A 17,936-nucleotide genomic window follows, 5' to 3' on the forward strand; every position below is an offset into this window, starting at 1 on the left:
CAGCTTAGACGTGGCCTATTCCGGCCCCGCGCGCACGCTCGTCCCCCCTTGCGCCACAAGGCTCTACGCGCGGAGATAGCCATTTCTCGCTCATGTATTCATACTGAAACAGCTTCTTAATGGCCAGTTGCTTTCGTACGAATATACAAGTTCGCGCAAGCCCGGCCCATCCCGTTCAACACAGGTCATGAGGTCCCGCATGTCCCCCTCGGCCACCAGCCCGGTCGACGCCAAGCAGCCGCCCAGCTCCCCCCGGGGAGGCCTGGACGGCTTCTTCAAGATCACCGAGCGGGGCTCGACCTTGGCGCGGGAGATCCGAGGCGGCTTCGCCACCTTCTTCGCGATGGCCTACATCATCGTGCTGAACCCGATCATCCTCGGCAGCGCCAAGGACATGTACGGTCACCAGCTCGACAACAAGCAGCTGGTCACCGCCACCGTGCTGACCGCCGCGTTCACCACGCTGCTCATGGGCGTCATCGGCAACGTACCTATCGCCCTCGCCGCCGGACTCGGCGTGAACACCGTGGTCGCCCTCCAGCTCGCGCCGCGGATGTCCTGGCCGGACGCGATGGGCATGGTGGTGCTCGCGGGCTTCGTGGTGATGCTGCTTGTGGCCACCGGGCTGCGGGAGCGCGTGATGAGCGCCGTGCCGCTGGGGCTGCGCAAGGGCATCGCGATCGGCATCGGCCTGTTCATCATGCTCATCGGCCTCGTCGACTCCGGATTCGTCTCGCGCATCCCGGACGCCGCGCACACCACCGTGCCGCTGCAGCTCGGCGGCGACGGACACCTCAACGGCTGGCCGGTCCTCGTCTTCGTCCTCGGCGTGCTGCTCACGCTGAGTCTCCTGGTGCGCAAGGTGCCGGGCGCGATCCTGCTGTCCATCGTCGCCATGACCGTCCTTGCCATGATCATCCACGCGGTCGCCGACGTGCCCTCCTGGGGTCTGACGACGCCCGAGTGGCCCGGCAACCCGGTCGCGACCCCGGACTTCGGGCTCGTCGGCGAGATCAGCCTGTTCGGCGGCTTCGGCAAGGTCGGGATTCTGACCGGCACCCTCTTCGTCTTCACCGTGCTGCTCTCGACCTTCTTCGACGCCATGGGCACGATCATGGGCATCAGCGACGAGGCCGGGCTGACCGACGACAAGGGCAACATGCCGGGCATCAACAAGGTGCTGTTCGTCGACGGCATCGCGGTCGCCGCGGGCGGCGCCTCCTCCTCGTCGGCCACCACCTGCTTCGTGGAGTCCACGGCGGGCGTCGGCGAGGGCGCGCGGACCGGCTTCGCGAACGTCGTCACCGGCGGGCTCTTCACCGTCGCCCTCTTCCTCACGCCGCTCGCCACGATGGTGCCCTCGCAGGCGGCCACGCCCGCGCTGCTCGCGGTCGGCTTCCTGATCCTGTCCGGCTCGATCGGCCAGATCGACTGGAGCGACTGGACGATCGCGATCCCGGCGTTCGTGACGATGCTGATGATGCCGTTCACGTACTCGATCACGAACGGCATCGGCATGGGCTTCATCGCCTTCACCGTGTTGCGGCTCGCCGCCGGGCGTGGGCGCGAGGTGCCGATCGCGATGTACGTGGTGTCGGCGGTGTTCGCCTTCTACTACCTGATGCCGGCGCTGGATCTCACGTAGGTCCCGCCACCTCGTAGAACTTCTCTGTTTCCTCGACGGACGTCGCGAACCGTTCGTCGAAATCATCACGGATGAGCGTCCGGGCCACATAGTCCTGGACGCTCATTCCGCGTTTGGCGGCATGTCGGCGGATCCGGTCGAGCAGAGCGACGTCTATCCGCAGGCTGAGCACGGTCGATTCCATGTCTGCCAGGGTCGCCGCCCCCTCGTGGGGGACGCCGGGCTTTCCGAATCCAGCTCACTCATTTGGGTGACGAAAGGGTTCTGTGCGCCAGATCACGGGCAACCCGGGCGCCCCCGGACCGTAACCCGGTGGTCTTTAGACAGGGTAATGAGTTACTCTAATGAACATGCCGGACCTCTCCCATGGCGACAACGCTGCCGCCGTGAACTCGCTGCGCTCCGCCGTGATGCGCCTGTCCCGTCGACTCAAGCACCAGAGGGTCGACGAGTCGCTGAGCCCCACCGAGATGTCGGTGCTCGGCACCCTTGCCCGCTGCGGCAGCGCGACCCCGGGCGAGCTCGCCCGCAAGGAGCATGTGCAGCCGCCGTCGATGACCCGCATCGTCGCGCTCCTGGAGGCGAAGGGCCTGGTCAGGCTCGAGCCGCACGCCGAGGACCGCCGCCAGAAGGTGGTGACCCAGACGGAGCGGGCCGAGGCCATGCTCGAGGAGAGCCGACGCAAGCGGAACGTGTGGCTCGCGAACCTCGCGGCCGAGCTCGACGAGGACGAGTGGGAGCGGCTGCGCGCCGCCGCGCCCGTCCTGGAGAAGCTGGCCCACCTCTGACCGTCGTGGGCCCGCCGCGGGCCCACCCACCCGCCCACCCTGTGCCGTCGGACTCCGGTCCGGCGGCGCCCCGACGCTCGGGGGCCGCGCGCGTGCGCGACCCCGTACCGACCATGAAGGAGCCCTAACAGGCCCCACCGCCAAGGAGGCGAGCTCTTTTGAGTACGGGATCCGGAGCAGACTCCGCCCCCGCACCAACCACCCTCGACAAGACCGCCCACCACAAGACGTCGATGTTCAGCTCCCTGAAGATCCGGAACTACCGGCTCTTCGCCGCCGGAGCCGTCGTCTCCAACACCGGCACCTGGATGGCCCGCATCACCCAGGACTGGCTGGTGCTCAGCCTCACCGGCTCGTCCGCGGCCGTCGGTGTCACCACCGCGATGCAGTTCCTGCCGATGCTGCTCTTCGGCCTGTACGGCGGCGTCATCGCCGACCGCTTCGCCAAGCGGAACCTCCTCTTCGTCACCCAGGGCGCGATGGGCCTCGGCGGCCTGTTCCTGGCCGCGATGACGCTCTCCGGGCATGTCGAGGTCTGGCACGTCTACGTGACGGCGTTCTTCACCGGCCTGGTGACCGTCGTCGACAACCCCACCCGCCAGTCCTTCGTGTCCGAGCTCGTCGGCCCCGACCAGCTCCGCAACGCCGTCTCGCTGAACTCCGCGAACTTCCAGTCCGCGCGCCTGGTCGGACCGGCCGTCGCGGGCGTCGTCACGGCCGCGGTCGGTCCCGGCTGGGCGTTCCTCGCCAACGGCCTGTCGTTCCTGGCGCCGATCACCGGTCTGCTCCTGATGCGCGCCGGCGAGCTGACCCGCAGCCCGCTCGCCCCGCGCCGCGGCAAGGGGCAGCTCCGCGAGGGCCTGAACTATGTGTCCCGGCACCCGGAGCTGATCTGGCCGATCGTGCTCATCGGCTTCATCGGCACGTTCGGCTTCAACTTCCCGATCTGGCTGAGCGCGTACGCCGACGACGTCTTCCACGGCGGCTCCGGCATGTACGCGGCGTTCACCACGCTGATGGCGGCCGGGTCGCTGATCGGCGCGCTGCTGGCCGCGCGGCGGCGGTCCTCGCGGCTGCGGATGCTCGCGGGCGCGGCGGGGCTTTTCGGTGTGCTCCTTGTCGCGGTCGCCGCGGTGCCGAGCGCGTACGTCTTCGCGGCGCTGCTTGTGCCCGTCGGGGCGATCGGGCTCACCGTCAACGTCACCGCGAACTCATCTGTGCAGATGGCCACGGACCCTGAGATGCGGGGGCGGGTGATGAGTCTCTTCATGATGGTGTTCGTGGGGGGTACGCCGTTGGGTGGGCCCCTCTTTGGGTGGCTTGCCGATGCGTATGGCGTGCGCGTGAGCTTTGCGGTGGGTGGGCTTGTTGTTGCCCTTGCCTCGGTGGGGGTCGGCCTGATGCTGGCCCGTGCCGCGAACCTCCGGTTGAAGGTGGATCTGCGGCGGGGCCGCACCCACGTGGAGTTTGTTGCCCGGGAGCGAGAGCTGGCGCCCGCGGCGTGAGCTGGCCGTAGGCCTTGGGCAGGCCGGGCGGTGCGTGGGGGACTGTTCGTTGTTCCCGGGCTGCGGCCCGTGGGGGCTGGTCGCGCAGTTCCCCGCGCCCCTTCAGGGCGCCACCTGGCCGCCTACATTCGCATCTCCAACACCTGGCCCGGCCATGTGCCGTTCTTCTCCGTGAAGGACTCGGTCCGTACGAAGCCGTTGCTTTCGTAGTACGCGACCAGCTGGCCCTCGTTGCCTGCGTAGCAGTCGACCCGGAGGAGGGAGATGCCCTGCCTCCGGGTCTCGGCGGCGGCGTGGGCCAGGAGGGCGCGGCCCACGCCCAGGCCCGCGAAGCGGTGGTCGGTGGCCAGGTAGTGGACGTACTGCTCGGGCTCGTCGACGGGCGGTATGTACGAGCCGGGGCCGTCCGTCAGCATCAGCATCCCCGCGGGTTCACCGCCCACCTCGGCTATCCACGGCGAGCCGTCGGCCACGTACTTCTCGATCATCTCGACGACCTTCGGGTTCCGCGACAGCGGCTCCGTGCCCCACTGCTTCGTACGCCCCTGGGAGACCAGCCGCTCGACGGCGCTGTCGAGGATGCCGAGGAAGTGGGGGATGTCGGCGGGGCCCGCGGCGCGGATGCGTACGGGGCTGTCGGTGCCGTCGATACGGCCGGTGCGGCCGAAACTCGCGTGATCCATGTCGTCCATACCGGCAGGCTAGTCGCATGAGACTCTTTGCGGCGGTGCTGCCACCGGAGCCGGTGTCGGAGGAATTGGCCCGATTTGTGGGCGAGTTGAGGAAGCTGCCGGGCGCCGACTCGGTGCGCTGGATGGCGCGGGAGGACTGGCACTTCACGCTGGCGTTCATGGCGGACGTGTCCGACGAGGTGCTGCCGGGGCTGTGCGAGCGCCTGGAGCGGGCGGCGCGGCGTACGGCGCCGTTCGCGCTGTCGCTGCGCGGTGGCGGCCGGTTCGGCGGGCGGGCGCTGTGGGTGGGGGCGGGCGGTGCGGTGGCCGAGCTGAAGATCCTGGCGGGGCGGGCGGACGCGGCCGCGCGGAAGGCCGGCCTCACGATGGAGGAGCACCGCGCCTACCGTCCGCACCTGACGCTCGCGCGGTCGCGGGGCGAGGCGGACTTCCGGCCGTACGTCGAGGCGCTCACCGCGTTCGAGAGCACGCCGTGGACCGTGCCCGAGCTGAGCCTCGTACGCAGCAATCTGCCGACGAGCGGGGTGCCGGGGGAGCGGCCGCGGTACGAGGTGGTGGGGCGGTGGGCGCTGGGAGGCGGCGCGGGGGCGCGGGAGGCGGCCGGTTAACCTCAAGGTGTGAACCCAAGGACCAGGAACCGGATCATGGCCGGCGTGCTCGTGCTGATGTTCGTCGTGGTGGCGCTGGCGGCGGCGCTCGGAAACTAGCGCCCGGACTGTCGCCCGGGACATCGGCCGACCGGACTGTCGGCCGAGGCCCCGCCGCCGCCCGCGCTCACGGGCGTGAACCCGTCGTCACCAGGCGAAGGCCTCCGGGGACGGGCCGGGGCCGGGGAAGATCTCGTCGAGCGACAGCAGTACTTCCTTGCTCAGCTTCAGTTCGACGGCGCGCACGGCGGAGTCGAGCTGGTCCGCGGTGCGCGGCCCGACGATCGGTCCTGTGATGCCGGGGCGGGTGAGCAGCCAGGCCAGGGCCGCCTCGCCGGGCTGCAGGCCGTGCTTGTCGAGCAGGTCCTCGTACGCCTGGATCTGGGCGCGCGTCGCGGGGTCGGCGAGAGCGGAAGCCGCCCGGCCGGAGGCGCGCCGGCCGCCCTCGACCTCCTTCTTCAGGACGCCGCCGAGCAGCCCGCCGTGCAGCGGGGACCAGGGGATGACGCCGAGGCCGTAGTCGCGCGCGGCCGGCAGGACCTCCATCTCGGCGCGGCGCTCGGCGAGGTTGTACAGGCACTGCTCGCTGACGAGGCCGTAGCTGCCGCGGCGGGCGGCCAGCTCGTTGGCCTGGGCGATCTTGTAGCCGGGGAAGTTGCTGGAGCCCGCGTACAGGATCTTGCCCTGCTGGACGAGGACGTCGACGGCCTGCCAGATCTCCTCGAAGGGAGTGTTCCGGTCGATGTGGTGGAACTGGTAGAGGTCGATGTAGTCGGTCTGGAGGCGCTTGAGCGAGGCCTCCACGGAGCGGCGGATGTTGACCGCGGAGAGCTTGTCGTGGTTCGGCCAGGGCGCGGCGCCGTCGGCCGCCATGTTGCCGTACACCTTGGTGGCGAGCACGACCTTGTCGCGCCGGTCACCGCCCTGCGCGAACCAGGTGCCGATGATTTCCTCGGTGCGGCCCTTGTTCTCGTCCCAGCCGTACACGTTGGCGGTGTCGAAGAAGTTGATCCCCGCGCCGAGCGCGGCATCCATGATCGTGTGACTTTCCGCTTCCCCCGTCTGCGGCCCGAAGTTCATCGTGCCGAGCGTGAGGCGGCTGACCTTGAGTCCTGTGCGTCCCAGCTGCGTGTACTTCATGAGTGCTTAGCCAACGGGGTAGAGTGGGCTCTAGGCAAGGGGGCTTGGGTCAGTCGCGGGGGAAGTCGGCGGTGTTGAGGGTGAGGTCGAGGGGGGTGTGGGTGAGGTCGATCTCCGTGCCGAAGTCGGCCTTCGTCTCGACGTGGTACGCGCCGTCCTTGGGCTGGGTGTAGATGTGGACTCTGCCCTGGTACGGGTCGGCGATCAGGTAGACAGGGATCTCGGCCGTTGCGTACACGGCCTTCTTGGGGCCGTAGTCATTGGCCGCAGTCCCCCGAGAGATCACCTCGCCGATGAACTCGATGTCCTCGTAACGCCAACGACCCCGGGCGTTGTGTTCCGCGTCGTCGCGCAGCTTGGCGATGTCAGGGCAGAGGCCGTTTCGGTATCCGGGGAAGTCGATGCGTACGTCCGACATCACCCTGACGGCCCTGCCGAACCTGTCCTCCAGGGCGTGGAGGAGATTGCGGGTGATCGTCCAATGCACGTCCCGCTGCGGCGTCATGTAGACGGTCCCCTCGACGATTTCGATCTTGAATCCTTCGAGGAAGGGCTCCCGCTCAAGCGCCTCGAACATCTCGTCCAGGGCTCGCTCGTTGGCGATCTCGGCCATCCCGGTCCTGTCTTCGAGAACAGTCACTGTGGCGCTCCTCCCCGGCCGCCGACCGATTGCCGCAGCCGCGCAGTACAACGATACGCACGGAGGCAAGGTCACGCCCCGCCCAGCCACCCCGCCGCGTCCAGCCGGAACGCCTCCGGCGGGACGACCGTGCGCAGGTCGACCTCCAGGGCCCGCACCCGTTCGGGGCCCAGGGACGCCGCCCACTCCGCGCGCAGCTCGTCGAAGATCGCCGCCGAGCGGGCCAGGGCGTCCAGGCCGTGCGGGGTGAGGCGGAGCAGTTTGCGGCGGGCGTCGGTGGGGTCGTCGGCGCGTACGGCGTAGCCGAGGGCGACGAGGCGGTCCACCGTCTTGCCGGCCGCCTGCTTGGTGACGCCGAGGCGGCGGCCGACCTCGCTCGCGCTCGTCCCGCCCGCGCCGATGGCTTGCATCGCGGGGACGGGATGTTCACCGCAGGCTCGTGGCGGCGCTCCGGGAGGGCCGGGAGCTGCCCGAGGGGCATGAACGCCTCGAAGCGGTACGGCAGTTCACGCTCCGGGTCGTCGAGCGCGCGGGCGGTGTGGACGACGGCGACCTGAAAGCGTTCCTCGGCCACGGCTACACGGAGCGGAACGCCCTGGAGGTGGTGATGGGCATCGGTACGTACACGATGTCGACGCTGGCCAACCGCCTCACGCGAGCGGTCTGAGTTCTGAGTCGGGCCGGCGGCCGCCATCCGGTGGCCGAAGCTGCCGCTGCCGACGGCCTCCGTACATGAGGCGCCGCAGCACCGCCTCGGCGGGCCCGCGCTTCCCCCGCACCTCCAGGGCGTACGCGCCCGCGACTGTCACCAGCCACACCCCCACTGCCACGAGCACCATGCTCGCGCTCGTCAGGTGCTCGCCGAGGCCCAGGCCCCAGGCCGCGAGGAGCGGGGCGAAGAGGAGGGAGTGGGCGAGGTAGCAGGACAGGGACCGCTTGCCGACCGCCGACACCGCCGTGACCGCCTTCACGCCCCGGGTACGCGGCCGCCGCGTCCACCAGTGCGCGAACAACGCGACCAGGGCCACGTACCCGAGACCGGCCGCGTTGCCCGTCACGTCGCGCAGGACGGTGAGCGCGCCCGTCTCGCTCTCCGCGTCCGCCGGTACGTCGAGCCAGCCGACGTGGGCCATTGCCGCGGGCAGCGCGCCCAGCCAGCCGACCGCTATGCCCAGCACCGCTGTGCGGCGGAGCAGCTTCAGGTACTTCCCCGGCTCCTCCAGGACGCGGCGCCGTGCCGCCCAGAACCCGATCAGGAAGATGACGCAGCCACCGGAGACCAGCACGAGGGGTGCGGCGACGCCTATCAGGAAGAGGCTGGTGGACATGCGGGTGCCCGCCGCCGTGAGCCAGCTCTCCTCGTCGGCCCCGTACGCCGAACTGCCCGGGTCCGCGCCCGCGTCCCCCAGCGAGCCCAAGTCGCCCTGCAGCGCCGCCGATATGACGGATTGCGCCGACACCACCACGAACAGGGTCGCCGCTATCCCGATCCACCACTTCAGCGCGCGGTCGCTCCGCCGCAGGAACAGCCAGCCGAGGGCCAGGCTGATCAGCCCGTAGTAGCCGACGATGTCCCCCGCCATCAGCAGGCACGCGTGCGCGAACCCGATGACGATCATCCACAGGCTGCGCTTGCGCAGCAGCGTGGTCGCCTTCCGCTCGGAGGTGCCGCCGGCCGTCTGGCGCAGGTACATCTGCGTCATGCCGTAGCCGAAGAGGAACGCGAACAGTGGGTAGATGCGCAGGTCCAGGCCCACGATCATCCCGAACTGCACCGTGTGGTCCAGCCACGAGCCGTTCACCGGCTGCCAGCCGGACGGCCCGTACTCGGAGTTCCACAGATGGAACGCCGTGTTCGACATCGCGATGAACAGGAGCATCAGCCCGCGCCCGAGGTCCGGCGCGAGGGCGCGCTCGGCGGCGCGGATGCCTGTGGGCAGTTGCGTCATGTCATCGACGCTAGGGATCACCCCCGGGCGCGGGGATCGTCCATATGGCTATGGACGGCTACCCGAAGGAGAGTGTGCGGCGAGGAAGGCGGTCCAGGTGGCCCGCTTTATGTGGACGGTCGGACCGGCGGGGTTCTTGGAGTCGCGTATGTGGACGGCGGTGGGGCGGAGGGCTACTTCGAGGCATTCACCGCCCTGCTCGCTGCTGTAGGAGGCTCTGGTCCAGGACCAGGCCACTTCCAGGCATTCCCCGCCTTGGCTGCCGCTGTAGCTGCTCTTGAACCAGTTCAGGTCGGTGCTCATTGGGCCAGTGCCACCTGTTCGATGAGTTTGGCGGACTCTTCGGGGCTGAGAGCCTGAGCTCGCAGAATGCCATACCGTGCGAACAGGTTTCCCAGCTCGGGGTGTTCGCTGACGAAGTAGCTGCCGCTCGGGCCCTCGACGTAGGCGAGGTGCTTGTGCTCGTCGGTCTCCAGCAGAATCATCGGTCCGTCCAGCCCGGCGTGTACTTGCCGGTCGTGCGGCATCACCTGGATCTCGACATTGCGCCTGCGCCCGACGTCGAGCAGATTCTCCAGCTGCCCTTTGAGGGCCTGTCGGCCACCGAGCGGGCGGGTGAGCGTGGTCTCTTCCAGAACGAAGCCGACCATTGGCGCGGGCTTGCGACGCAGAACGTGCTGGCGCTCCAGCCGAGCCGCTACTCGGGCGTCGATCTCCTCGTCCTCCATGGGAGGGCAGTGGCTGCCGAAGATCGCCCGCGCGTATGCCTCGGTCTGGAGCAAGCCCGAGATCACGTGGTTCGCGTACATGTAGATGCCGACTGCCTTCGCCTCCTCGTCGGCGTAGTCCTCGAACCATGCAGGGAAACGGCTGACCTTCAAGTTCGCGCCCGCAGCGAGAAGTGCACCTTGTGCACCCAACACGTCGTCCGCGATCTCCACGAACTGCCCCTTCGGCGGCCGCTCGCCCCGCTCCACCATGGCCACTTGGGACTTGGAGTACTTCACGTACGCCCCGAGACCGTCCTGGGTCATCCCGGCCCTCTCACGGAAGAAGCGCAGCAACGCGCCGAACATCTTGAGGTTCCCCGAACCTCGTTCACCGGAGTGCACAGCGTCCTCCCCAGGTGCACAACATCGCACGGCCTTCACCAGGCCCTGGTCACAGTATGTGAGCGGTCGTAACCATGTGCCGTATGAACTTGGAAAATCCCCCCGCCCTCGTCCACCCCTGGATCCCGGTCCACGGCCATGCCCTGCGCCACACCGGCATCCACTTCGACGCGATCCGGATCCCCGGCGCGCTGGGCGACCAAGTCGCGTACGAACTCATCCAGTTCACCGACTTCAAGGCGGGCCCGATCATCCGCGAGGCCGCAGGCGCCCGGAACATGTACTTCGTGCTGCGCGCGGGCACGGCCGCCCTGCACGTCTGGCGCGGTGGCGCCCGGGCCCTGGGCCGTGACAGCCGGGGCGTCGCCTTCGTCGGCGTACCCGCCCTGGACGGCAACACCTGGCCGCTGGACTGGCGGTCGTTGCCGACCTGGGAAGCGCCGTTCGTGGAGGGGGAGTTGCTGCGACAAATGGTGGAGCGGGTCTTGGCTGCGGTACGGTGACCGCGCAATCACGCTCTGTGCAGTTGCGCGCATGGGGCGGTCCTCGGAGGTGCTAGCAACACCACCCGAGGACCTTCACCACCGAGTGGATCTGGAGTCCATCGGGATGCTTCGGCATGCTATCGCGCCCTCGCGGCGCTACACGAAGGCTTCGCACGACGTCGTACGGCATCCGTGCCTGAACAGCGACGCGAAGATTCTGCTCCTGTACGTGCAGGGGCTCCCGGACGCGGACGCGTCGGCCAAGTCGCTGAGCGAGCACGCGGCTCGCCTCGGGATCACGGGACGGGCCTACCAGCGGGCCAAGCAACTCCTGGCTGACGGCGGCTACTTGCACGAGTGGCGCTGGCAGGGGGAGCGGGGGCGTTGGATCACGGACCAGTTGCTGGCGAACGTCACTCTCACGCGTGAGGGGGCGGGGGCGGTTCGGGAGGGCGGTTGCCCCGAGCCGCCCGAGCTGCCGAAGCCCCCGGTGCCACCGGTGTCGCCGAGTACGCAGCGACGGACGGTCGGTCGGCCGAGGGGTCGGGAGGTCGGTGGCTCTTACCCGGACAAGAACGTGGGGGAAGATCTTTCCCGCCTCCCACCCGAAGTGAAGCCAGAAGTCGCGGAGGCGGAACGGGTGTTGCTTTCGCTGCGGCACGTCAGCAGGGAGTTGCTGCTGGGGGTGCGGGAGGCCAGAGGGCTCGCGGACGCGGCGGCGGAGTGGCTGCGTCGGGGTGTGTCGGCGGCGGAGCTGAGGCTGGCGCTGACGGCCGGGTTACCGGTGGAGGGCGTGCGGTCGGCTGCTGGCTTCGTACGGCATCGGCTGGAGCGGAAGCTTCCGGCGGCGGGGGAGGCGGTGCCCGTGGCCGGGTCCGAGGCGGGAGTTGGGGCTGGGGCGCTGGTGACGTGTGAGGGGCCCGGGGATGAGCACGTGTTTCGGCGGGTGGGGGAGGAGCGGGAGTGCGGGCGGTGCCGGGTGGAGCGGGCGGGGGTGCTTGCCGGGCAGGCGGGGGTGCGTGCGGGGCGGACCGTGCCGTGGCGGGAGCGGTTTCGGGCGGGGGTGGCCTCGTAGCCCCGGTGATGGCCGCGGGGTAGTCGGTGATGGTCACGCGGCGGTCCGGGATGCTGCCTCAGGTGTACGCAGCACCACCCCTCGCTCGGAGGCTCGCCGGATCGGCGCACGGACTCCAACTCCGTAACGTCATCGGCATGTTGAAGCGCACAGCACACACAGCCATCGCCGTCACTCTCGCCGCCGGTGCCCTCGGCCTCACCTCCACCGCGGTGGCGGCGGAGCCCACCGGCACCTCGTCCGCGCACCACGGCACGTACGTGCGGACCGACAAGGGTGTCGTGCGCGGCACGGTGACCGGCACCACCCGCACCTTCGAGGGCGTTCCGTACGCCGCCCCGCCCACGGGGGAGCGCCGCTGGGCGCCCCCCGCGCCCGCCGGGAGGTGGGCCGGTGTCCGGGACGCCACCAAGCCGGGGCCCGCCTGCCCGCAGACCGGTGCCATCCCGCCCGCCGGCCGCTTCTCCGACGACGAGGACTGCCTGAGCGTCAACGTGACCACCCCGCGCGGCGTCTCCACAAGACCTCGCCCGGTGATGGTCTTCCTGCACGGCGGCGACCACAACGACGGGGAGGGTGCCCTCCAGGGCGCGCGGCGCCTGGCCGCCCAGGGCGACGTGATCGTGGTGACCGTCAACTACCGCCTGGGCGCCCTGGGCTATCTGGCCCACCCCGACCTGGAGAAGCGCGGCGAGTCCGGCAACTACGGCTTCCTCGACCAGCAGGCCGCCCTGCGCTGGGTGCAGCGCAACGCCGCAGTGTTCGGCGGCGACCGGGACAACGTCACTCTCTTCGGCCAGTCCGCGGGCGGCTACAGCACCTGCGCCCACCTGGTGGCCCCGTCCTCCGCCGGTCTCTTCGACCGGGTCATCACCCAGAGCGCGCCCTGCACGGCGGACATGGGCCGACGCGGCCGGGCGGAAGCCCTGGAGAAGGGGGAGGAGGCCGCCGCCGCCATCGAGGAGAAGGACGCCGCCGAGGACGAGAACGGCGTCGGGGACTGGCGCACGGCGGACCCCGAGCACATGGTGTACCCCCTCGGCCGGGGCCCGGAGTACACGCCCGTGTACGGCGGGAAGCTGCTGCCCCGCACCCCGCAGCAGGCCTTCGCCACCGGCGAGTTCAACAAGGTCCCGGTCCTGCAGGGCATCAACCGCGAAGAGGAACGGGCCATGGTGTACGGCCAGGAGCAGGCCAAGAAGCACGGCCCCGACGGCCCGGACGCCACCCTCGACGAAGCCGACTACCGCGACGCTCTGGAGCGGGAGTTCGGCAAGGAGCGGGCCGCCGCCGTCGCCGCCCGGTACCCCGTCGTCGCGTACGACGACAGCCCGGCTCTGGCGCTCGCGGCGGCCCTGACCGACGGCAAGTGGGCCCGCCCCACCGTCGGGACCGCGGGCGCCCTCGCCGCCCATGTCCCCGTGCACACCTACGAGTTCGCGCCGGACGAGACTCCTTGGTACGCCGACCAGGACATGTACCCGAAGTCGTCCTTCCCTGCAGGGGCAGGGCATCTCTTCGAGCTCCCGTACCTCTTCGAACTCGACGCGTGGGAAACCCTCACCGCGGAGCAGCAGAAGCTGTCCGACGCGATGATCCGGATCTGGTCGGACTTCGCCCGCACGGGCGACGCGGACTGGAAGCGCGGCAGTGCGACCGCGGTGAACGCGCAGTCCCTCGGCTCGGGCCCGGGTGGCATCCACCCGGTGGACTTCGCCAAGAACCACCGCTACGGCTTCTGGAAGTCCCTGAGCTGAGGTGAGCCGAGGCCATCGGCGGGCGTTCCACCAGGGGCGTGAGAACGCAGAGGGACGTGCCGCCCGGGCGCTCACGCACGCGGGCGGTACGCGCCTACTTGGCGAAGTACTCCCCGAAGTGCGCGGAGCCGTATCCGCCGCCCAAGTTGAAGCTCTTGGCGCCGGTGCCGGTCACGCCGGCGCTGTCGGTCTGGAGCTGCCAGACGCGGCCGACCCACTTGTCCTCGCCGTTGCCGCCCACGTAGACCTCGGGGTGGCCGTTCTTGTCGGCGTCGAGGACGGTGACGGCCTCGCCGAAGTGGTCCTGTGTCTCGGAGGTGCTGGGGACGCCCTTGGAGTTCTGGGTGAGGACCTTGGCGCCGGTGGTGGTGACGCCGGACTTGCTGCCGCGCAGGACGGTGATCGCACCCGACGTGGCCGTGTCGGCCGCCGTGGCGGACTCCCAGGGCGCCCCGACCACGATGTCGGCGTAGCCGTCCCGGTCCACGTCGCCGACGGACATGTCGGCGCCCCAGCGGTCGTTCTTCTCGTCGACGCCGGGGACGCCCGGGCTGTTCTGGTCGTAGACGCGGGCGGGCAGCGTCTTGCTCACGCCGTCCGGGCCGCCGTAGGTGACGCTGATGGCGCCGCTGTTGTTGGCGTCGTACTCCTGCGGGGTGCCGACGAAGTCCTGGTAGCCGTCGCCGTTGAGGTCGCCGAAGGAGCCCGCGTGCCGGGAGTTGATCTTTCCGCCGGGGACCAGGCCGGTGCGGGTGCCCTTGAGGACGCGGGCCTGGAAGCCGTCGGACGGGGTCCTGCCGGTGCCCATGGCCACGACGTCGTCGATGCCGTCGCCGGTCATGTCCCCGATCTTCGCGCCGCTGACGGCCACCCCGTCCGCGGCCTTGGTGTCCCGGAACTCGGCGGAGGCGGGCTTGCCGGTGGTGCGGTCGAAGGGGCCGTACTGCAAGCCCAGGCCCCAGTTGGAGTCGCCGAAGCCGGCGCCGACCTGCGCGGCGCCCACGATGTCGGCCTTGCCGTCGCCGTTGACGTCGCCGATGCCGTGCCAGGCCGAGCGGAAGGCGGGGGACTGCTCGGTGCCCTCGCCGGCGGGAATGTCGGTGCCTCCGGAGATGCCGTCCTTGCCGCCCCACAGCACCAGCATGGTGCTGTCGCTGATCAGCAGGTCGTCGTAGCCGTCGCCGTCGAGGTCGCCGTGGCTCGCCTGGCTGCCCCAGCCGTAGTAGGTGGGCTTGGCCTCGCCGGGGACGCCGGGAGTGTCACGGCTGACGAGCTGCTGCTTGTCGTAACGGAGGCCGGTCAGGGAGCCGTAGACGATGGAGACGAGTCCGGCCCGCTTGTGGCCGTTGACCGTGGCGCTGGGCGCTCCGACGGCCAGGTCCGCGTAGCCGTCGCCGTTGAAGTCGGCGGCCGCCTTCGCGGGGGCAGGGGCGGCGGGCGCGGCCTGGGCTGGGGCGGTGGCGCTCAGCAGCGCGGCGGCACAGGCGGCAGCCGTGACGTACGTGGTTCTGCGCGTGACGTAGGTGGTTCTGCGCAAGAGAAAGACCCCCGAGATGTGTGGTGTCGGGCCGGACGTTCGTGTCCGGCCGTGATCCTGGTGCTGGGTTGACCAGTGGGGGAGCCCGATGGTTGGTGTGACGTGGTTAACGATCGCCGTTCGCGCGCGCCCGGTAGCGTCCCGGCGTCGTGCCGAACTCCCTGCTGAACGCGTGCGACAGCGCGTACGGCGAGCCGTAGCCCACGCGGCGGGCGATGGCGTCCAGCGGGGACTTGCCCTCGCGCAGCAGCGCCGCCGCCCGCGTGACGCGCCACCAGCTCAGGTACGCCATCGGCGGGCGGCCCACCAGCGGCGTGAACCTGCGGGCCAGCGTCGCGCGCGAGACGCCCGCGCGTGCCGCCAGGGCGTCGTTCGTCCAGGGGTGCGCCGGATCCGCGTGCAGCAGCCGCAGTGCCGTCGCCACCACCGGGTCCCCCAGCGCGCACGGCCAGCCCGGCGTCCCCGCCTCCGCGTGGTCGGCCAGCCAGGCGCGGATCGAGTAGACGAGGAGCAGGTCCAGAAGGCCCGGTACGGCGATGTCGCCTCCCGGGCGGCCGTCCGTCGCCCCCTGTGTCTCGCGTGTCTCGTGCGCCAACAGGCCGAGCGCCGCGCGCAGTTCGGGGTGGCGGTCCGGGCGCGCCGGCAGGTGCACCACGTCCGGCAGCTCGGCCAGGAGCGGGTGCGCCTGCGCGCGGTCCAGGCGGTATTTGCCGCACATGACCTCGACGGAGGCCGGGGGCGCGTCGGCGTCGACCTCGGCATCGGTATCGGCGTCGACCTCGGTCTCGGCCCCGAGGGAGGTCGGCCGCGTCGCCAGCCACCGCTCGAAGTCCACCGCCCGCTCCGCCGCCACCGGCCCCTCCGCCCCCGCGTCCGCCAGCAGGTGCGCCGAGCCGTGCGGCAGCAGCACCAGGTCGCCCGGCCCCAGCGGGATCCGGCGGCGCCCCTCGTCGAGGAGGAGCTGGCAGCTGCCCGCAAGGACCACGTGGAAGCCCGCCCCTTCGTACGCGGACAGCCGGGCGCACCAGCTCCCGGACGCCCGCACCCGGTTCGCCGAGGGGCTGCCCACGCGTACTGCGGAGATCGCGTCGCTCACCACGTCCATGTGGAGAGAGCGTACGGGACGGTGAGACGCTCGCGTATCCAAGTGAGGCTCCAGGGCATTGAAGCGCTCATCTCCGCTTCCTACCGTGAGGTGCAGTCGTAGAGAGTCGTGGACAGCCAGGGAAAAGGGGACGCCGTGGAGCGGTTCGTGCTGGGGGACGTCGAAGTGCTGCGGGTCGAGGAGATGCGGGGGCGGTTCGGGTCCGGGCGGGTGCTCGTGCCGGGCTGTCCGCCCGAGGTGTGGGACGCCAACGCCGGTTGGCTGGCGCCGGACTTCTGGGAGCCGGAGGCCGACCAGGTCGTCGGCGTCGTACAGACCTGGGTGCTGCGCAGCGAGGGGCGTACGGTCCTCGTCGACACAGGTGTCGGCAACGGGCGGCGGCGGCCCGGCTCGCCGCACTTCCACGGCCTGGAGACGGACTACCTCGGCCGGCTCGCGGCGGTCGGCGTGCGCCCCGAGGACGTGGACGTCGTCGTCAACACCCACCTGCACGGGGACCACGTGGGCTGGAACACCCGCGCGGAGGGCGACGACTGGGTGCCCACGTTCCCGAACGCCACCTACCTCATGCCCGCCGCCGACCACGCCCGCTTCTCGCCCGAGGGCGCCGCCGCGCTGCCCGCGCCCCGCGACCCCGCCGAGCGCGGCCGCCGCGAGGACCACCGGAACGTCTTCGCGGACAGCGTCGCACCGGTGCTGCGGGCCGGGCAGGCCGAGCTGTGGGAGGACGCGTACCGCATCGACGGCCAGCTGACCCTCGAACCCGCCCCCGGCCACACCCCCGGCTCGTCCGTCCTGCGCCTGGCCTCCGGCACGGACCGGGCCGTCTTCGTGGGCGATCTGCTGCACACCCCGGTGCAGATCCTGGAGCCGGAGTGCAGCAGCTGCCTCTGCGAGGACCCGAAGGCCGCGGCCGTCAGCCGGCGGCGGGTGCTCGAACGGGCCGCCGACGAGAGGGAGTTGTTCGTGCCCGCACACTTCGGCGGCGCGGGCGCGGCCGAAGTCCGGCGCGAGGGCGAGAAGTTCGCCGTACGACAGTGGCGTACTGGCTAGAACGCTCTATCTAGCGCGACTACATGGTGAAGTCCGCGGGCCCGCCCAAGTCCCACGCCTCCCACATTGCCCCCGCGAACGCCGCCGCCAGCTTCCGCTCGCCGTGCTCGTTCGGGTGCGTCCCGTCGTACGTGTCGAGATGGATGTCGTACGCGGGCGGCGGCGAGGCCAGGAGCAGCGCGGAGGCGGCCGTGTCCAGGTCGGCGACCGTCTTGGCGAGGAGTTCGTTGAAGCGGTCGACCTCGGCGGCGAAGTCGGGGTCGTCCGCGGCGCGGACGTTCGGGATGACGGGCAGCACGGCGAGGGCCACGCGCGGGTTGGCGCGGCGGGCCTCGGCGACGAAGCGGCGCACGTTGTCGGCGGTCTGCTCGGCGTTGGTGTAGAAGCCCAGGTCGATCAGGCCGAGGGAGACGAGGACGACGTCCGCGCGGTGCGCGGTGACGGCGTCGCCGATCAGGGGGACCATGTGCTGCCAGCCCTCGCCCCAGCCCGCCAAGTGGCGGCGCGGGAAGTCGGGTTCGGCGTACTCGTACGACGTGGGGGCCTCGGTGGCCTTGTCGTACAGCGTCTCCCGAGGGCCGACGATCTTGAAGGGGGCGCCGTGGGTGGCGCACAGGTGGCGCCACATCCAGTAGCGCCAGGTGTGTTCCCCGGCGCTTCCGATGGTCATCGAGTCGCCGACGAACATGAACCTGAGCATCCGCTCATCATCGCGCCACCGCGGGGGCTCCGGCCGCCGTACCGCGTGTGAGGCTGAGCACGCCGTGTGGGCCCGGGACTGGCCGCGCCGCGGGGGTGGCACGCTT

The 17,936-nt window shown here is 70.6% G+C and carries 18 protein-coding genes and 2 pseudogenes; 9 read left to right on the forward strand and 11 right to left on the reverse strand.

Annotated features, from left to right (window positions below; genetic code table 11):
* Positions 1-199 precede the first annotated feature (199 nt).
* Positions 200-1,645, forward strand: a complete 1,446-nt coding sequence (locus tag AC0KTA_RS20775; RefSeq protein ID WP_481056504.1) for an NCS2 family permease — start codon at positions 200-202, stop codon at positions 1,643-1,645.
* On the opposite strand, the gene AC0KTA_RS20780 is transcribed toward AC0KTA_RS20775, so the two are convergent.
* Positions 1,638-1,829: a ribbon-helix-helix protein, CopG family gene (locus AC0KTA_RS20780; RefSeq protein ID WP_481049712.1), complete on the reverse strand. Its 192-nt coding sequence runs from the start codon at positions 1,827-1,829 to the stop codon at positions 1,638-1,640. The two genes, AC0KTA_RS20775 and AC0KTA_RS20780, sit on opposite strands and share 8 nt — an antisense overlap.
* 166 nt (positions 1,830-1,995) lie before the next feature.
* Between AC0KTA_RS20780 and AC0KTA_RS20785 the strand changes: the two genes are divergently transcribed.
* On the forward strand, positions 1,996-2,433 hold the full coding sequence (locus tag AC0KTA_RS20785) for a MarR family winged helix-turn-helix transcriptional regulator (protein ID WP_481049713.1): 438 nt from the start codon (positions 1,996-1,998) through the stop codon (positions 2,431-2,433).
* 158 nt (positions 2,434-2,591) lie between these two features.
* Positions 2,592-3,938 carry an MFS transporter gene (locus AC0KTA_RS20790; RefSeq protein WP_481049714.1) on the forward strand — a complete coding sequence of 449 codons (1,347 nt, stop codon included), beginning with the start codon at positions 2,592-2,594 and terminating at the stop codon, positions 3,936-3,938.
* Between the two features lie 122 nt (positions 3,939-4,060).
* On the opposite strand, the gene AC0KTA_RS20795 is transcribed toward AC0KTA_RS20790, so the two are convergent.
* The gene (locus AC0KTA_RS20795; protein ID WP_481056505.1) at positions 4,061-4,621 is read right to left on the reverse strand and encodes an N-acetyltransferase family protein; all 561 of its coding nucleotides are present in this window, start codon (positions 4,619-4,621) and stop codon (positions 4,061-4,063) included.
* A gap of 26 nt (positions 4,622-4,647) precedes the next feature.
* Here AC0KTA_RS20795 and thpR point away from each other — a divergent pair, with 26 nt between their 5' ends.
* On the forward strand, positions 4,648-5,238 hold the full coding sequence (thpR, locus tag AC0KTA_RS20800; protein WP_481049715.1) for an RNA 2',3'-cyclic phosphodiesterase: 591 nt from the start codon (positions 4,648-4,650) through the stop codon (positions 5,236-5,238).
* A gap of 186 nt (positions 5,239-5,424) precedes the next feature.
* On the opposite strand, the gene AC0KTA_RS20805 is transcribed toward thpR, so the two are convergent.
* The 3 genes and pseudogenes from AC0KTA_RS20805 to AC0KTA_RS20815 form a co-directional block, all read right to left on the reverse strand.
* On the reverse strand, positions 5,425-6,417 hold the full coding sequence (locus tag AC0KTA_RS20805; RefSeq protein WP_481049716.1) for an aldo/keto reductase: 993 nt from the start codon (positions 6,415-6,417) through the stop codon (positions 5,425-5,427).
* Positions 6,418-6,466: 49 nt separating this feature from the next.
* Positions 6,467-7,057, reverse strand: coding sequence for a Uma2 family endonuclease (locus tag AC0KTA_RS20810; protein ID WP_481049717.1), 591 nt, complete (start codon positions 7,055-7,057; stop codon positions 6,467-6,469).
* Between the two features lie 71 nt (positions 7,058-7,128).
* Positions 7,129-7,470 (reverse strand): annotated as a pseudogene (locus AC0KTA_RS20815) (MarR family winged helix-turn-helix transcriptional regulator); the annotation flags it as partial.
* A 23-nt stretch (positions 7,471-7,493) separates the two neighbouring features.
* Between AC0KTA_RS20815 and AC0KTA_RS20820 the strand changes: the two are divergent.
* Positions 7,494-7,724: pseudogene (locus AC0KTA_RS20820) on the forward strand (carboxymuconolactone decarboxylase family protein); the annotation flags it as partial.
* On the opposite strand, the gene AC0KTA_RS20825 reads toward AC0KTA_RS20820, so the two are convergent.
* Genes AC0KTA_RS20825 through AC0KTA_RS20835 form a run of 3 tightly spaced genes read right to left on the reverse strand, consistent with a single transcriptional unit; the run spans position 7,708 to position 10,082 of the window.
* The gene (locus tag AC0KTA_RS20825; RefSeq protein ID WP_481049718.1) at positions 7,708-9,006 is read right to left on the reverse strand and encodes a DUF418 domain-containing protein; all 1,299 of its coding nucleotides are present in this window, start codon (positions 9,004-9,006) and stop codon (positions 7,708-7,710) included. The pseudogene AC0KTA_RS20820 and the gene AC0KTA_RS20825 sit on opposite strands and share 17 nt — an antisense overlap.
* A 48-nt stretch (positions 9,007-9,054) precedes the next feature.
* Positions 9,055-9,309 carry a DUF397 domain-containing protein gene (locus AC0KTA_RS20830; RefSeq protein WP_481049719.1) on the reverse strand — a complete coding sequence of 85 codons (255 nt, stop codon included), beginning with the start codon at positions 9,307-9,309 and terminating at the stop codon, positions 9,055-9,057.
* Positions 9,306-10,082, reverse strand: a complete 777-nt coding sequence (locus tag AC0KTA_RS20835) for a helix-turn-helix domain-containing protein (RefSeq protein ID WP_481049720.1) — start codon at positions 10,080-10,082, stop codon at positions 9,306-9,308. The genes AC0KTA_RS20830 and AC0KTA_RS20835 overlap by 4 nt, the downstream gene beginning before the upstream one ends.
* A gap of 119 nt (positions 10,083-10,201) precedes the next feature.
* Between AC0KTA_RS20835 and AC0KTA_RS20840 the strand changes: the two genes are divergently transcribed.
* The 3 genes from AC0KTA_RS20840 (at position 10,202) to AC0KTA_RS20850 (ending at position 13,435) form a co-directional block, all read left to right on the forward strand.
* Positions 10,202-10,621 (forward strand): hypothetical protein, encoded by a 420-nt coding sequence (locus tag AC0KTA_RS20840; protein ID WP_481049721.1) that lies wholly within the window; start codon positions 10,202-10,204, stop codon positions 10,619-10,621.
* Between the two features lie 106 nt (positions 10,622-10,727).
* Complete coding sequence (locus tag AC0KTA_RS20845) at positions 10,728-11,678, forward strand: hypothetical protein (RefSeq protein ID WP_481049722.1); 951 nt, start codon at positions 10,728-10,730, stop codon at positions 11,676-11,678.
* 137 nt (positions 11,679-11,815) lie between these two features.
* Positions 11,816-13,435 (forward strand): carboxylesterase/lipase family protein, encoded by a 1,620-nt coding sequence (locus AC0KTA_RS20850; RefSeq protein ID WP_481049723.1) that lies wholly within the window; start codon positions 11,816-11,818, stop codon positions 13,433-13,435.
* A gap of 94 nt (positions 13,436-13,529) precedes the next feature.
* On the opposite strand, the gene AC0KTA_RS20855 is transcribed toward AC0KTA_RS20850, so the two are convergent.
* A complete protein-coding gene (locus AC0KTA_RS20855) occupies positions 13,530-14,972 on the reverse strand; it encodes an FG-GAP-like repeat-containing protein (RefSeq protein ID WP_481049724.1) in 1,443 nt (480 codons plus the stop codon).
* Between the two features lie 106 nt (positions 14,973-15,078).
* Positions 15,079-16,077 (reverse strand): cupin domain-containing protein, encoded by a 999-nt coding sequence (locus AC0KTA_RS20860; RefSeq protein WP_481049725.1) that lies wholly within the window; start codon positions 16,075-16,077, stop codon positions 15,079-15,081.
* A gap of 183 nt (positions 16,078-16,260) precedes the next feature.
* Here AC0KTA_RS20860 and AC0KTA_RS20865 point away from each other — a divergent pair, with 183 nt between their 5' ends.
* The gene (locus AC0KTA_RS20865; RefSeq protein WP_481056506.1) at positions 16,261-17,130 is read left to right on the forward strand and encodes an MBL fold metallo-hydrolase; all 870 of its coding nucleotides are present in this window, start codon (positions 16,261-16,263) and stop codon (positions 17,128-17,130) included.
* Between the two features lie 19 nt (positions 17,131-17,149).
* Here AC0KTA_RS20865 and AC0KTA_RS20870 read toward each other — a convergent pair whose 3' ends face one another.
* Positions 17,150-17,830, reverse strand: a complete 681-nt coding sequence (locus tag AC0KTA_RS20870) for an SGNH/GDSL hydrolase family protein (RefSeq protein WP_481049726.1) — start codon at positions 17,828-17,830, stop codon at positions 17,150-17,152.
* Between the last annotated feature and the right edge of the window lie 106 nt (positions 17,831-17,936).

The organism is Streptomyces sp. Y309 (genome assembly GCF_056712025.1).